The organism is Nocardiopsis flavescens, from assembly GCF_900141985.1.
In the GTDB taxonomy this organism is placed as follows: Bacteria; Actinomycetota; Actinomycetes; order Streptosporangiales; family Streptosporangiaceae; genus Nocardiopsis; species Nocardiopsis flavescens.
The window spans coordinates 825,395-840,139 of sequence record NZ_FQZK01000001.1; the positions used below are offsets into that span (position 1 = coordinate 825,395).

At 76.5% G+C, this 14,745-nt stretch carries 10 protein-coding genes; 2 read left to right on the forward strand and 8 right to left on the reverse strand.

The window, feature by feature from the left end:
• Window positions 1-116 precede the first annotated feature (116 nt).
• The 5 genes from BUE45_RS03755 to BUE45_RS03775 all read right to left on the reverse strand — a co-directional run bounded on the left by BUE45_RS03755 (window position 117) and on the right by BUE45_RS03775 (window position 7,213).
• Window positions 117-1,454 carry a transporter gene (locus tag BUE45_RS03755; protein ID WP_073374875.1) on the reverse strand — a complete coding sequence of 446 codons (1,338 nt, stop codon included), beginning with the start codon at window positions 1,452-1,454 and terminating at the stop codon, window positions 117-119.
• Window positions 1,451-2,131: a hypothetical protein gene (locus tag BUE45_RS03760; RefSeq protein WP_178378435.1), complete on the reverse strand. Its 681-nt coding sequence runs from the start codon at window positions 2,129-2,131 to the stop codon at window positions 1,451-1,453. Before BUE45_RS03760 ends, BUE45_RS03755 begins: the two co-directional genes overlap by 4 nt.
• Window positions 2,128-4,311, reverse strand: coding sequence for a hydantoinase/oxoprolinase family protein (locus tag BUE45_RS03765; RefSeq protein WP_073374878.1), 2,184 nt, complete (start codon window positions 4,309-4,311; stop codon window positions 2,128-2,130). The genes BUE45_RS03760 and BUE45_RS03765 overlap by 4 nt, the downstream gene beginning before the upstream one ends.
• A gap of 45 nt (window positions 4,312-4,356) precedes the next feature.
• Window positions 4,357-5,979, reverse strand: a complete 1,623-nt coding sequence (locus BUE45_RS03770; protein WP_073374880.1) for an FAD-dependent oxidoreductase — start codon at window positions 5,977-5,979, stop codon at window positions 4,357-4,359.
• Between the two features lie 157 nt (window positions 5,980-6,136).
• Window positions 6,137-7,213 (reverse strand): LacI family DNA-binding transcriptional regulator, encoded by a 1,077-nt coding sequence (locus BUE45_RS03775; protein ID WP_073374882.1) that lies wholly within the window; start codon window positions 7,211-7,213, stop codon window positions 6,137-6,139.
• A 254-nt stretch (window positions 7,214-7,467) separates the two neighbouring features.
• Here BUE45_RS03775 and BUE45_RS03780 point away from each other — a divergent pair, with 254 nt between their 5' ends.
• Window positions 7,468-8,478 carry a glycoside hydrolase family protein gene (locus BUE45_RS03780; RefSeq protein ID WP_143173250.1) on the forward strand — a complete coding sequence of 337 codons (1,011 nt, stop codon included), beginning with the start codon at window positions 7,468-7,470 and terminating at the stop codon, window positions 8,476-8,478.
• 152 nt (window positions 8,479-8,630) lie between these two features.
• On the opposite strand, the gene BUE45_RS03785 is transcribed toward BUE45_RS03780, so the two are convergent.
• Window positions 8,631-9,509, reverse strand: coding sequence for an alpha/beta fold hydrolase (locus BUE45_RS03785; protein WP_073374886.1), 879 nt, complete (start codon window positions 9,507-9,509; stop codon window positions 8,631-8,633).
• 520 nt (window positions 9,510-10,029) lie between these two features.
• On the opposite strand from BUE45_RS03785, the gene BUE45_RS03790 reads away from it, so the two are divergent.
• Entirely contained in the window at window positions 10,030-11,907 is a 1,878-nt protein-coding gene (locus BUE45_RS03790) for an AfsR/SARP family transcriptional regulator (RefSeq protein ID WP_073375413.1), read from the forward strand.
• A gap of 459 nt (window positions 11,908-12,366) precedes the next feature.
• On the opposite strand, the gene BUE45_RS03795 is transcribed toward BUE45_RS03790, so the two are convergent.
• Window positions 12,367-13,161, reverse strand: coding sequence for an SAM-dependent methyltransferase (locus tag BUE45_RS03795; RefSeq protein ID WP_073374888.1), 795 nt, complete (start codon window positions 13,159-13,161; stop codon window positions 12,367-12,369).
• A gap of 448 nt (window positions 13,162-13,609) precedes the next feature.
• A complete protein-coding gene (locus BUE45_RS03800; RefSeq protein ID WP_073374890.1) occupies window positions 13,610-14,620 on the reverse strand; it encodes a hypothetical protein in 1,011 nt (336 codons plus the stop codon).
• Window positions 14,621-14,745 lie beyond the last annotated feature (125 nt).

Genomic DNA, 14,745 nt, shown 5'->3' on the forward strand with positions numbered 1-14,745 from the left:
GCCTCCCCTTTCCGGGAGGGCGCGCGGCGAACACCCCGGGACCGGCCGGATCCGGCCGGTGCGGGCCCCGGCACCCGTTTCCCGGGTGCCGGGGCCGCGCCGCGGGGCCGCTCCGCTCAGAGGAGGTACAGGTAGGCGGTCAGGCACAGGCCCGCGACGGCGATCACCCACGTGTACGGCAGGGTGGACAGCATCGAGCGCTCCGGCCGGACCCCCGCGTACTGCGAGCTCCACACGGTCTGCGTGCTGGTCGGGTCGGACACGCCCAGGACCTGGCCGTAGGAGGCCATGAGCCCCACCACCGCCGGGGCCGGGTAGATGCCGCCCGCGACCAGCACCCCGGCCACGCCCGCGCCCAGGCCGAAGATGTTCATCGGCCCCCGGTACAGCGCCAGCGGCACCATGAGCGCGAACACCAGCACGAACAGCGCCACGTGCCCCGGGCTGATGGCCACGACGATCGGGCTCAGCGCCTGGACCGCGCCGGGCAGGTTGACCGCGGCCAGCAGCATGCCGATCGCGATGAACAGCACGATGGGCGGCGCCGCCACGTCGAAGGCGCGGTAGAGGGTGCGCAGCGCCGTGGTCGTCATCTCCCGCCAGGACACCGCCGTGACCAGGGCGAACACCACACCGGCCAGCAGCGAGGGCACGATCGGGATCTCCAGGCCCAGCGCCAGCACGATCGGCACCAGCGGGGTGAGCAGGGCGTACCAGGGGGCGTCCCCGCGGCGCTGCCGCCGCCGGGCGGCCCGCTCCCGGCGGGTGCCGGACCCGCCGCCGGACGCTCCGGAGCCGCCCGCGCCCGCGCCGACCCGCACCGCCCAGGTGTGCCGCACGCCCTTGCGGCGCATCTCCACGAGGATGTACGCCAGCCCGCCCAGCAGGGCGATCGGGAACATGCGCAGCTGGAAGTGCTGGACGGTGGACACCGGCACGCCGATGGCGTCGGACAGGAACTGCCAGTTGATCAGCTCCAGCGGCAGCCCGGCGGCGATGCCGACCAGGACCGTGCCCGCCGCGACGGTGGGCGTCACCCCCACGGCGATCATCGCCGGGATGCCGACCACGCCGGCGAGCATCGCCGCCGGCGCCGACCCGGTGATGCTGCCGCACAGGATGGCGACGAGGAAGATGCCCACCGCGACCAGGGAGGGGCGCTCCCCGCCGAACTCCACGATCTTGCGGACGAGCGTGGACGCGATGCCGGTCTCGGACAGGAGCGTGCCCAGCCAGCTGCCCAGGAGGATGGCGACCATGGTCGCGGCCAGGCGCGGCGCCCCCTCCTGGACGACGGTGCCGACGACGCTCTCCTCCTCGCCGGTGAGCGGGGCGCCGGCGATGAGCGCGATGGCGACGGCGAGCAGGACGAGGGCGAAGGCGGTGGGCAGGCGGCGCGTCAGCATGAGGCCGACGCCCACCGCCATGGCGAGAAGGATTCCCAGGGCGGTCACGGGCGGTCTCCGAGGGGTGTGCCGGGGCCCGGTCCGCCGGGACCGGTCCCCTGGTGTTCGAGGGTCGCGGCGATGGCCGCGGTGAGGGCGAGCGGGCTGCGGCGCAGGCCGCAGCGGGCGTGGGCGTAGGCGTGGGCGGCGATCTCGTCGGCTCCGGCGACGTGGCCGCGCAGGCGCAGGCGCCCCAGGCGGAGCAGGTCGTGGCCGAGCCGGTCGCGCAGCGCCCGGCCGCGGCGGCCGTGCAGCATGCGGTGGGCCTCCTCGTGGGCCAGGGCTGCCCGGCGCACCGCCCGGACCGGGAAGTCCCGCTCCCAGCCCGCGGCGCGGGCCACCCGGTGGGCGTAGTCGAGGGCGTCGGTGTGGACGACGATCCGGTCGCCGGAGGAGCGGTGCAGGTACTCGGCGAGCAGCACCTCCCCGGGGGCGAGTCCGCCCGTCGCCTCCTCCACGACCTCGGGCCCGGAGCCGGCCTCCCCGTCCGGGGCCCGGCGCGCCATCTCGCGGCCGAACTCCAGGGCGCGGGCGGCCCACGCGCGCAGCCGCTCGGGGTCGCGGGTCTCGTGCAGGGCCAGCCCGGACAGCAGGCCGGCGGCGAGGTCGACGTCGTCCGCGGCGCCGATGCGGGCGTACTCCCCGTGCGGCGCGCCGTCGCCGCCGGGGGTCGGCGGGCGGTTCACCGCCGACGCTCCATGATCGCGACGACCTTCTCGTCGGGCGCGCGCCGGGCGATCTCGGTCCCGGCCAGGGCCAGCAGGTGCCCGGCGTCCATGACCCCCGACAGGTCGGCGATCTTGGGGCCCAGCAGCAGCCAGACGGCGGGCGGGACGGCCCCGCCGTCCCCGTAGGCCGTGCGCTCGTCGACGAGGTCCTTGAGGCGGCCCTCGGCCTGTCCGGCGACGAGGGTGTCGACCTCGGCGTCGTTGTTGTGCAGCCGGACCACCCCCTCGCCGTCGACGACCCGGATGTGGCGGCGCTCGCGGGAGAACCGGCCGAGCGGGCCCGAGGGCCTGCGGACCAGGCCCAGCACCCGGTAGCGGCCGGTGGCCGCGTACTCGGTGAGGTCGGCGGGCGCGGCGCCCAGGCTGTCGGCCGCCGCGCCGCGCGCCTCGTCCTCGGCGATGTCGGCGGTGCGGTCCTTGGTGCGCAGCTCCGTGGCGCCGGTGGCCACGGCGGTGACGAGGTTGCGCTGGGGGTCGACGGTGACGTCGACCTCCACCCCCTCGGGCGAGGCGCCCTGGGCGACCACGGCCTCCTCCGCCTCGGCGCGCACCGACAGGACGTCGGCGTGGGTCGCGCCGGGGATGATGCGCTCCACGGACTCCCGGACCAGGGCCAGGGCGACGCCCAGCGGGCTGATCACCTCGCTGTGCGAGGCGATGCGGGCGGTGATCCCCATCCGCTCCCCCAGGTGCGGGGTGACGGTGGCGGCGCCTCCGCCGCCCCCGACCAGGGCGGCCACCGACCGGTCCAGGCCGTAGTCGGAGACCAGGGACTCCACCACGGCCTCGACGCGCTCGGTGGCCTTGTCCAGGACGGCGCGGGCGGCGCCCTCGACGTCGGTGCCCAGGGCGCGGGCCAGGGGCTCCAGGGCGGCGCGGGCGGCCCGCGGGTCGGAGCGCGCGTAGTCGCCCTCGGGCACCCGGCCCAGCGCGTTGGCCGCGCAGGTGACGGTGAGGGCGAAGCGGCGGGTGCCGTTGTCCAGCACCGCGTGGTCGGCGGCGTCGGACTCCAGCGGCGCCACCCGGACCAGCCGGGCCCCCTCCAGCTCGGCGGGGTCGGCGAAGCAGGCGTAGGGCAGCCCGGCGATGTGCGCGCTGCGCGGCCCCACGTCGGCCAGCGACGCGGCGCCCCCGCCCTCCCCGCCGCCCAGGCGGACGATGGAGCCGCCGCCGATGCCGACGGTGCGCACGTCCAGGGCCGACAGGTAGGTCTCCTTGCCGCCGAGTTCGGCGTGCTTGATCTGGACCCGGCCGCGGCGGATGACGCTGATGTCGGTGGAGGTGCCGCCGGTCTCCAGGAAGACCCCCTCGCTGACCCGCTCGCCCATGAGGGCGCCGGCGACCCCGGCGGCGGGGCCGGACAGCACGGTGAGCAGGGGGCGGTTGCGCATCTCCCCCAGGGACATCACGCCGCCGTCGCAGCGCATCACCATGAGCGGGGCGGTGATCCCCGCCTTGAGGATGCTGCTCTCGACCAGGTCGGCGGTCTGGAGCATGCGCGGCATGACCCCGGCGTTGAGGGCGGCGGTGCGGGCGCGCTTGGTGAGGCCGTAGAGGCGGGTGATCTCGTGGGTGGCGGTGGCGGGCACCCCGCGGACCGACGCCGCGTCCAGCACCGCCCGCTCGCCCTCGGCGTCGTCGACGCTGAAGGGCTCGGCGGCCACGATGACGTCGGCGCCCTCCGCCACCACGAAGTCGACGGCGGCCAGGGCGGCGTCCGCGTCCTCGGGCCGGCGCAGGGCCGCGTACCGGACGGGCAGGCGGCGCCCGGAGTCCAGGCGCAGCCGGCCCAGCGAGCGCAGCCGCCCGACGGCGAAGGCGTCGTAGCCCGAGCCCACGCCCACGATGCCGATGGTCGCCACGTCGCCCTCCAGCAGGGCGTTGGTGGCCTGGGTGGTGCCGTGGGCGAGGAACCCGACGTCGTCGGCGTCCACCCCCACCTCCGCCAGCAGGCGTTCGAGGGCGGTCATGATGCCGTGGGCGACCCCGTCCTCGTGGTCGTGGCTGGTGGGCACCTTGACCTGGCCCAGGAGCTCGAAGGTCGTGGCGCTGACCGCCACCGCGTCGGTGAAGGTGCCGCCGACGTCGATGCCGACGCGTACGGGGTCGCGTACCGACCTCGTGGCCGGGTCGCTCATGGTGGTCCCCTTTCGTGGGTTGGGGCGGGGGGATGGGGAGAGGGGTCAGTAGCCCCGGACGTCGGGCCAGTGGCGCTCGACGCCGGTGCGGTCCAGCAGGGCGGTGAACCGCTCCAGCAGCTCGTCCTTGGCGTGCACCGCGTGCGGGGTGGTCCCGTGGTCCAGGGCGAAGGCGGCCAGCCGCCCGGCGGCCTCGCCGATGTTCCACTCCACCGGGTGCAGCCGGAAGCAGCCGTTGGTGATGTGGGTGGTGCCGATGTTCTTGGCGGCGGGCAGCAGGTTGGTCTCCTCGCGGGGCAGCAGCGCGCCCAGCGGGATCTCGAAGGGCACGCTGGCGATGTCGATGTAGGTGTCGCCGCCGGTGGAGGGGTGCAGGTCGATCCGGTAGCTGCCCACCCCCACGGAGTCGTGGCGGCGCACGATCCCGTGCGGGCCGCGGATCTCCAGGGACACGTCGTGCTCGGTGACCGTGGTGAGCGCGCGGATGCGCCGGGACTCGCGCACGTAGGCGGCCTTGGCGAGGCCGTGCTCGGCGCCGGTGACGTCGGGGCGGGGGCGCAGGCCCGGGAACCCGGTGCCGCCGTCCGGGCGCGGCGCCTCGGTCTGGAGCCAGTACAGGACCGACAGGGACAGCTGGCGGGCCTCCTCGTGCGCCCGCTCCACCGCGGCGGCGTCCACCAGGCCCTCGATCTCCAGGGCCGGCTTGAGCCAGTAGTCGTTGAGCGGCCAGTTGGCGAGGGTGATGTCGGAGTCGAAAGCCCCGGGCCGGTGCAGCCTGCGGGCCAGGATGCGGCGGAAGCCCCACAGCTCCTTGTCCCCGGCGTCGGCGCTCTGGTCGGCGTCCACGGCCAGCGGGTCGTTGCCGGGGTTGGGCGCGAAGGTCCGCGGGACCGCCTCCAGGGTGCGCGGGTCCGGCGCCTGGAAGCCCAGCAGCGGGCCGGGCCAGAAGTCGGGCCGGTACGCGCGCCAGAAGTCGTACATCTCCGGGCGCTCGATGGTGTGGTCCTCGCCCTCGTGGTGCGAGACCGCGAAGCAGTAGGTGATGCCCTGGAGGTTGGCCGGGTCGGCGGTCTCCGGGGCGTGCGGCTCGCCGTGCTCGGAGCGCGCCTCGGCGCCGGTGACGTGGTCGATGCCCGCCATCGGGAGCAGGTCGCCGTTCTCGGTGGCGTCCAGGACGTAGTCCGCGTGGACGGTGTGCTCGCCGCCGTCGGCGCCGCGCAGGGTCACGGCCAGCACCCGGCCGCCCTCGGTGAGCGCCCCGACGGGGCGGTGCCGCTCCAGGACGGTGATGCGCCCGGCCGAGCGGTGGGGGGCGATCATCTCCTCCAGGACGGCCAGGGCGACGCGGGGCTCGTGGCAGAGCTTGCTGACCCGGCCGGCACCGGGGTTGAGGGTGCGCGACGCGGCGGCCTCGGCGCGCAGCGGGTAGACGCGGCGGTAGTGGTCGCGGATGCCCTCGCGCAGGCGCCGGTAGGAGGCGGTGGCGCCGAACATCTCGATCCAGGGGTTCTCGTCCGGGGGGACCGCCTGGGAGGTGAGCTGTCCGCCGATCCAGTCGGTCTCCTCGGTCAGGACGACCCTGCGGCCGGAGTCGGCCGCGGCCAGGGCGGCGGCGACGCCGCCCAGTCCCGCGCCGACGACGAGGATCTCGGTTCTGCTCTCGGTCATACGCTCACTCGGGCACGGCGCCCCGGGGCGCGGGGCGGTGCCCTTCTCCTTTCTGTTCGCCGCACGGGCCCGGTGGCTCCGGTGCGGTGGGTGCGGGGACCCGCGGCGGTGCGCCGCGGGGTCCCCCGTCGTTCTCTGTCCGGGTGCGGGCGCGGTCTCACTCCCGGCGCGGGGCGGCGACGGTGCCGCCCGCGACCGGTTCGCAGGGCAGCAGCCTGCGGGTCCGCACCCCCTCCTCGCCCGCGATCAGGCGCAGCAGCAGGCGGACCGCGTCGCGGCCCATCTCGCGCATCGGCACGTCGAACCCGCTGAACACCGCCCCTCCCCCGGGCGCCCGCCCGCGGGCGCCGACGGGCGCCCCGAGCACGGCCAGGGAGAGGTCGCGCGGGCAGCTCAGGCCCGCCCGCTCGATGGCGGCGCCCAGGCCGGACAGGGCCGCGCCGGTGTCGGTCTGCTCGACGACGACCGCGGTGACCCCCTCGGCCAGCCAGTCCCGCAGCAGCGCGTCCAGGTCGGTGCCGTCGGTGCGCACCACCAGTCCCGCGGTGGCGCCCCCGGCGGCGCGGGCGCCGCGCAGGACGCCCTCCTCCCGGTCCCCCGAGGCGGGGGCCTGGTCGTGTTCGCGCAGGTACCGGACCTTCCGGTGCCCGGCGGCGGCGAGCCGTGCCATCACCCCGGCCGAGGCCGAGACGTAGTCGGCGCCCACGTAGGGGACGTCGGGCTCGTCGCGGCGGCCGATGTAGACGAACGGGAAGCCGTCCTCCACCAGCCGCCGGATGGGCTCCTCCGGCACGTGGCGGCCGAAGAACAGGCAGCCGTCGGCGACGCGCACGCGCCGCACCGAGGCGGGGTCCCCCGCCCCGGTGCCGGTCCGGGAGGACCCGGTGAACAGGATCAGGTCCTGTCCCTGGGCGGCGGCCTCCTCCTCGACCCCGACCAGGATCGGGTAGTAGGAGTGGGCCACGTCGGTGGGGAAGGTGGCGCTGAAGGAGTAGAGCCCCAGCATGGCGTTGTCCGCCGAGGCCAGGCGGGTCGCGACGGGGTCCGGCACGTACCCGAGCCGCTCGGCGGCGTCCAGGACGCGCTGGCGCGTCTCCCGGGCCAGGGACATCCCCACGGTGGTGCCGCGCAGGACGAGGGAGACCGTGGTCTGGGAGACGCCCGCCACCCGCGCGATGTCGGACTGGCGCGGTCTGCGCCGCCCTCTGCCACCCGGCTGCCGTGTGCTCTCCACCGGTTCTCCCTCCGATTCGTCGTCCTAATGCGCATTAGTCCATGACTGTGAGCCGCGTCTCAGGTCTACGTCAAGGGGTTCTCGGAGATTTCCGCCCGGTGACGGGCGAGTTTCGTTAATACGTATTAGAACCTTGACCAGCGCATCGGCGCTGGTCGACACTCGGAGGCCATCGGGCACCCCCGACCCCCCGCTCGAAGGGAACCGAGATGACCCACGAGACGACCGACCCCCGAGACGACCGACCCCGGGGAATGAACCGCAGGACCGCCCTGCTGGGCACCGGCACGCTGGCCGCCGGGGCCCTGCTCGCCGGGGCGGCGGCCCCGGCCGCGGCTGCCGCGGCGGGCGCCCCCGCGGCTCCCGCCGCGCCCGCCGCCGCGAACGTGCTGCCCGCCTACCGGTTCCTGCGCAGGGCGCTGGACACCGACTCCCTGGCCTACAACCCCACCGGGGAGCTGATCTTCCCCTGCCTGCGCGGCACGGTGGGCCGCCTGGGCAGCGCCCCGGGCCGCTTCCTGCTCTACTACGCCCCGCACGACGCTCCGGGCGGGATCTGTCTGGCCTACGCCGACAGCCCGGACGGGCCGTTCACCGAGCACCCGGGCAACCCGATCGTGTCCCGGAACTGGTCGCCGCACTACTCGGTGAGCCACGTGTCCTCGCCGCACGTCATGTGGAACACCGAGCACCGCGAGATGTGGCTGTACTTCCACGGCGAGAACACCACCACGCGGCTGGCGCGCTCGACGGACGGGATCACCTTCCGCTACCAGGGGGTGGTGCTGAACACCTCGATGGTGCCGGGCACCACCGAGGCCTCCTACGCGCGGGTGTTCGAGCACCGGCTGGCGGACCGCGGGGCGCGCTACGTCATGGTGTTCATGCGCAACGGGACCAACAACCACCGCGACATCGGGTGGGGGTGGTCCGCGGACGGCATCACGTTCGACTTCGCCCGGGACCCGCTCATCCGCCACTCCGACGTGGGCGTGTCCGACATCTCCAGCCCCCACCTGGTGCTCCGCGGCGGGCGCACCCTGGTCGTCTACCACACGAGCGCCGGGGATATCCGGGCGACCGACGTGGGCGCGGACTTCTCCCGCCGCGAGCACCTGGGCACGGTCCACACGCCGATGGCCGGGCCGCCGGACTCGGGCCGCTCGGCGGCGCCGTCCTTCGGCTCCGACGGGGGCGTGCAGTACATGTTCTACGAGGCGGGCCACCGCCTGGGCGCGACCATCGCCATCGCCCGCGCCGACTGACCCTCCCGGGCGCCGGAGCCGCGCCCCGCGCCCCGTCCGGGGTGCGGGGCGCGGCTCCGGCCGGCCTCCGGGAAGGGGCCCGGCCGCGGACCGTCCGCCGAGCGCGGCGGCGGGCGGGCACGCGGCCGGGCGGCGGCCCGGGAGAGCGCCGCCTAACGCTGGAGCAGGGCGCGCAGGGCGTCCACGATCTCCTCCGGGGCCGACTCGGCCATGAAGTGCCCCGCGTCCAGGGTGCGGTGCTCCAGGTCGGGGGCCCACGCCCCCCACAGGCCCGCGGCGTCGTAGCCCAGCTGCGCGCCCCAGTCCTGCTGGATCACGGTGACGGGCATGGCGAGCGTGCGGCCGGCGCGGCGGTCCTCGCGGTCGTGGTCGAGGTCGATCCCGGCCGAGGCCCGGTAGTCCGCGACGATCGAGGGGACGGCCTCCCGCGAGGCCCGCAGGTACGCAGCCCGGACGTCGGCGGGGATCGCCCGCTCGTCGGCGCCCCAGCCGTCGAGGAAGCCCGCGAAGAACTCGTCGGCGACCGCGGCGATCATCCGCTCGGGCAGGCCGGGCGGCTGCGCCATCAGGTACAGGTGGAACGCGACGCGGGCGTCGGCACCGTGCAGGACGTCCCACATGTCCAGCGTCGGCAGCACGTCCAGCGACAGCAGGTGCGTGACGGTGCCGGGGTGGTCGAGCCCCGCGCGGAACGCGACGAGCGCGCCCCGGTCGTGCCCGGCCAGCGCGAAGCGGTCGTGTCCGAGCGCGGCGGCCAGGGCCACGGCGTCCGCGGCCATGGTGCGCTTGGAGTAGGTGTCGGGCGAGTCCTCCTCCGGCTTGTCGCTGGCCCCGTACCCGCGCAGGTCGGGGCAGATGACGGTGTGGTCCGCGGCCAGGGCGGGCGCGACGCGGCGCCACATGAGGTGGGTCTGCGGGAAGCCGTGGAGCAGCACGACGGCGGGGCCGGAGCCCAGGACGGCGGCGGTGGTCCGGACGCCGGGGGCCGTCTCGACGGTGACGGTCTCGGAGCCGGGGATGGCGAGGGACATGGACGCCCTTTCTCGGTGCGTGGAACCTGACACCGGTGAGCATCGCGCGCCCCGATCAGCGTTCGATCAGTACGCGGCGCCCGCGTGCCGGGCCGCCGCGCGGGCGGGGGTCGCGCGCCCGGCGCCGGCGCGCACGCCCGCGCCTCCCGGCGGGCGGGGAACGCCCGCGCTCCCACGGCCACCGCGCGGACGGACGGTCCACAGCGGCAGGGGGCCGTACCGCACACGCCTCCCGCCCGGCGGGCGGGAAACAACCGCGTCGTCCACGGGCGACCCACGGGGGGACGGCCCCGCGGCGGCAGAGGACGGCGCCGTGTGCGCGCGGCCCCCGGCGGGCGGGGGCGCACCTCCGGCGCCGTGTGCGGGGCCGCCCGAGAGGAGGGCGGCGCGGGGCGCGGCACGGCGGAGCGCCGCGGGAGGGCGGCGCGGCGGCGGACGGCGCGCGGGGCAACGGGGGCGCGGGGAGGTGGTGGGCCGCGACGGTCCGGCGCGGCGGGAACGCGGTGCTAGCGTGACGACGGTGTACACGTGGGACCTGCGCGTTCTGGGGCCGGTGGGGGTCCTCTCCCCGGAGGGGCGGCCGATCGCCCTGGGCGGGCGCCGCCAGCGCGAACTCCTCTGCCTGCTGCTGACCGCCCGCGGCCGGATCGTGGGCCTGGACCGGCTCGTCGACGACCTGTGGCCCGACGACCCGCCCCCGCGCGCCCGCGGCTCGGTGCGCACCTTCGTCTCCGACCTGCGGCGCGCCCTGGAGGCCGACCGCGCCCGTCCCCGCGTCCTGGTCACCGAGGGCCCGGGGTACGCGCTGCGCCCGCCGCCCGACCGCGTCGACCTGCTCCGGGCCGAGCAGCGGGTGGAGGCCTCCCGCGACGCGCCGCCGGAGCGGGCCGCCCGGCTGCTGGAGGAGGCCCTGGCACAGTGGCGCGGGGAGCCGTTCGCGGAGTTCGCCGGGGCCGAGTGGGCGCGCGGCGAGCGCGCCCGCCTGGCGGAGCTGCGCGTGCGCGCCGTGGAGCGGCTCGCGCAGGCGCGGCTGGACACCGGGCGGACCGACGAGGCGGTCGCGGCGCTGCACGCGCTGGTCGCCGACCACCCCTGGCGCGAGGAGGCCTGGCGGCTGCTCGCCCTGGGGCTGTACCGGGGCGGCAGGCGCTCCGACGCCCTGGCCGCACTGGCGACCGCCCGCGCCCGGCTGGTCGGGGAGCTGGGCCTGGACCCCGACCCCCGGCTGGCCGAACTGGAGGTGGGCATCCTGCGCGGCGACCCGGCCCTGCGCCCGCCGTCCTCCGCCCGCGACGTGTGGTCCGACACCACGGCGGCGTACGCGGCGGTCCCGGCGCGCAGCCGGCTGGAGACGACGGCGGCGCTCGTCTCCGACCTGGCGGTGTCGGGCGCCGTGGCCGCGGCGGCGGAGCAGCGCCTGGAGACGATCGCCGCCGCCGAGCGGTTCGGCGACCCGGAGCTGACGGCGCGCGTCATCGGGCGGTTCGACGTGCCGGGGGTGTGGACGCGCTCGGACGACCCGGCGGGCGCGGCGGCGGTCGTGGCCGCGGCGGAGCGGACCCTGGAGCGGCTCGGCGACGGCGGCAGCCGCGCGGGGCGGGCGCGGCTGCTGGCGACCGTCGCCATGGAGAGCCGGGGCACGGCGGACCGCGGCGGGCAGGCCCGCGAGGCGGAGCGGATCGCCCGGGAGCTGGGGGACCCGCGGCTGCTGTGCTCGGCCCTGGCGGGACGGCTGATGCAGGCGTTCGAGCGCACCGGGACGGCGCGGGAGCGGTGCGGGATCGCGGCGGAGGTCGTCGGCCTGGCGGTGGACCACGACCTGGCGACGTTCGAGGTGCACGGGCGGATCAGCCGGATGCAGGCGCTCAGCGCGCTGGGGCGGTTCGGGGAGGCGGACGCGGACGCCGACCGGGTGGACGCGCTGGCCGAGGGGTTCGACCGGCCGCTGGCCGGGGTCTTCACGGCGCTGTACCGGCGCATGCGCCGGGACGGTCCGCCCTCGCGTGCCGCCGAGGTCCTGGCCGGGTCGGACATGGCGGGCCTGGCAGAGGGCACCGCCGGCCTGGTCGCGGTCTGCGCCCTGCCCGAGGAGGGCGCCGCGCCCGGCCCGGCGCCGGACACGGGCCCTTACACGCCGTGGGTGCGGCCCTGGCTCGCCGCCCGGGCCGGGGACGGCGCCCGCGCGAGGGCGCTGCTGGACGCGCTCGCCGCTCCCCCGCGCGACCTGCTCCAGGAGGCGCTGTGGCTGCTGGTGCTCAAGGCGGCGCTGCGCGCCGGCCACCCGGAGGCCGTGCGCCGCGCGGCGGACGCCCTGCGCCCGGCGGCGGACGAGCGCGCCGCGGGGAGCGCGCTGCTGGACCTGGGCCCGATCGCCCCCTGGCTCGCCCGCGCCGGCTGAGCCGCCCCCGGCCGCCCGTTCCCTGCCCCGCAACGGGCGGCGCCCCGGCCGACCCGTGCCCGATCGCACTCCGACTCGCGCGGGTCGAGCCGGGTCGGGCCGAGCACCGCGTCGCCCACCACGGACGGCGCGCGGCCGGACCCGCGGCCGAGCCACTCCGGCCCGCCCGCATCGGCAGAACCGCGCGGGGCCGAGCCCTCCGCGCCCGCCACGGGCTGCGCCCGGCCGGAGCCTGGACCGGCGGGCCCGCACGCCCCGGTCGGGGCCGGAGCGACACGGCCGACCGCGTTCACGGAACGACGCCCGGTCCACGGCGCGGGACACACGGCCCCGCCGCCGCGAACGCGCGGCACACGGCCGAGCCCCCGCACGGGCCGCGACCCGCATCACCGCACCGGCTCCCCCGGCGGCGCCACCGCGCCGCGGCGGATCGGGCGACGGGCCCGGGCACCGCAAGGGTCAGGGCTTGCGGGCCAGCCCGCAGAACTCGTCCATCTCCCGGGCCCGCCCCACCTCGACGGGGTCCGGCCGCCACAGAGGGCACGAGACCACACCGGGCTCCACCGGCTCCAGCCCGGCGAACAGCCCCCGGATCCGCTCCGGGGTGCGCAGGTGGTAGACGGCCGAGCCCGCCTGGTTCCACCGGTCCACCGCCTCCTCCATCGCCTCGCCGGTCACGGCGCTGGTGCTGTGCACGATCGCCAGGTGGCTGCCCGGGGGGAGCGCTCCCATCAGGTGGTCGATGATGCGCCGGGCCTCGGCGTCCTCGCCCACGAACGGCAGCACCCCGAACAGCGTGATCGCGACCGGGCGGCCCAGGTCCAGCGTCCGCGCGGCGCGCTCCAGGATCACGGCCGGGTCGCGCAGGTCGGCGTGGATGTAGTCGGTCGCCCCCTCCGGGGTGCCGACGAGCAGGGCGCGCGCGTGGGTCAGGACCAGGGGGTCGTTGTCCACGTAGACGACCCGGGCGGCCGGGTTCGCGGCCTGGGCGACCTCGTGCGTGTTGTTCGCGGTGGGCAGGCCGGTGCCGATGTCCAGGAACTGGTCGATGCCCGCCTCGCGGACCAGGTGGGTGACCATGCGGACCAGGACGGCGCGGGTGGCGACGGCGATGTCCACGATCTCGGGCAGGACCGCCACGATCCGGTCCCCGGCCTCGCGGTCGGCCGGGTAGTTGTCCTTGCCGCCCAGCCAGTAGTTCCAGATCCGGGCGGAGTGGGCCTGCGAGGTGTCGACGGGGGGAGGGGTGGTCATGGCACCGGATTTCGCTGAGGGGTCGGGGTTCGCGCTCAGCCTAGGTCGTCGGCGGGAGTCCCCTGGAACCCCTGCGCCCGTGGCGAAGGATGCCGGGACCAGAGCACGGCCGTGACCTCGGCGCCCTTCCGACAGCACTCCGCGTCCCCCCTGGACGACCACGTCCCGCCCCCGCGTGAACCCCCCTCGAACGCGGACCCGAACGGCGGCCCACCGGCCCTGGAATCGTCTGCGCGGCCCTCGCCCGGGGGCTCCTGTGCCACGGCTCCGAGCGGCACCGGATGCGCGCCGCCCCCGCACGGATCGGCCTCCTCCCCCGCGTGCCGGGCCGGCCCGAGGACGGCCGCCGCCCACGCGAACCGGCGCCGGCACTGCGCACGGCCGCGCTGCGTCCGGCCGGGGCCGCCCCTCCCCCGCGCGCCGACCGCTCGACGAACAGGGCTGCACATCAGTCGAGCAGGCCGGCGGCTTTGAGCACGACGAGCGAGAGGACGGCGACGATCACCGCCGCCGCGCCGAAGACGAGGGCGACCGCGCGTCCGACGTCCGCGCGGAGCGCGGCACGGCCGCCCCCGCGCCCCGCCCTCCGGCGACGCAGGATCTCCCACACCCCCGAAGCCGCCACCGTGGCGGCGAGGTCCTCGATGAGCTCGCGTTGCGCGTTCCACCGCCGCTCGGTGCCCGCGGCCACTGATCTGGCCCCGAAGAGGTAGAGGTCGCGGCCCTCGATCTCGATGTCGTAGTGCCGCCCGACCCGCTGGAAGCACCGCACGACGTCAGGGCTGAAAAAACTCCGCGCGAGCTGTTCTCCGCCGTCACCGACGAAGAGCCGGAAGCGGCGCCCTGCCCCCACGTCGACGCGCTGCGACCGGTGCCACTGGTCCGGCACCACCCGCACGCCCAGGACCCGCGTGAGGTGCCCGAAGCTCACGATCATGTGCGGGAGGCGCTGCGGCAGGCGGACGACAACGTACGCGTGACGGCGGCCGGTCGGCGCCGTATGGCGGGCCGACACCTGGGAGGCCAGGTGGCCGATCTCGACGGGCAGGCCGTGAACGACATGGTCGAGCACGCCGAAGCGCTGGTGTTCGGCACCGTACGCGAACGGTACGCCCGTATGGCCGCCCGTACCTTCCTTCCACAGCGTGAACCTCCCGCCGACCCGCGTCGACGCATCCTCCAGGCGGGCGACCGCGGTCGGCGAGAAGTTGACGACGTTCCACACCGCCAGGACGCAGACCACCGACGCGACCACGGCCACGCCGATCAGCGCCCCGGACGTGTCATCGAGCAGGAAGAGGTTCACCGCCACCGCGACCGGGACCAGGGCGCCGCTGATCAGGGCGGCCCTCCTCGGCTGCCGCATGAGGGACGCGAACCGTTCCTCTGGGGTGTCACCGCTCCCCGTCGTGCCGTGCGCATCGCCGCGCGCTGCCGCCGCTCCGGTCCCGTCGGTCATCGTGCCGTCTTCCCCACACCGTTGAGTGCCTCCTCGCGCGGACACATTCTTTCATCGCCACGACGCGACGATCCGGTCGAGGAGTACACGAACGCCCTGAATCCACTCGTCGTCCCGTGGGGCAC

What these genes read in the sequence shown, in the direction of transcription:
- BUE45_RS03800 (WP_073374890.1), bottom strand. Translation starts at nt 14,620, where the DNA reads ATGACCGACGGGACCGGAGCGGCGGCAGCGCGCGGCGATGCGCACGGC.
- BUE45_RS03780 (WP_143173250.1), top strand. Translation starts at nt 7,468, where the DNA reads ATGAACCGCAGGACCGCCCTGCTGGGCACCGGCACGCTGGCCGCCGGG.
- BUE45_RS03765 (WP_073374878.1), bottom strand. Translation starts at nt 4,311, where the DNA reads ATGAGCGACCCGGCCACGAGGTCGGTACGCGACCCCGTACGCGTCGGC.
- BUE45_RS03770 (WP_073374880.1), bottom strand. Translation starts at nt 5,979, where the DNA reads ATGACCGAGAGCAGAACCGAGATCCTCGTCGTCGGCGCGGGACTGGGC.
- BUE45_RS03785 (WP_073374886.1), bottom strand. Translation starts at nt 9,509, where the DNA reads ATGTCCCTCGCCATCCCCGGCTCCGAGACCGTCACCGTCGAGACGGCC.
- BUE45_RS03795 (WP_073374888.1), bottom strand. Translation starts at nt 13,161, where the DNA reads ATGACCACCCCTCCCCCCGTCGACACCTCGCAGGCCCACTCCGCCCGG.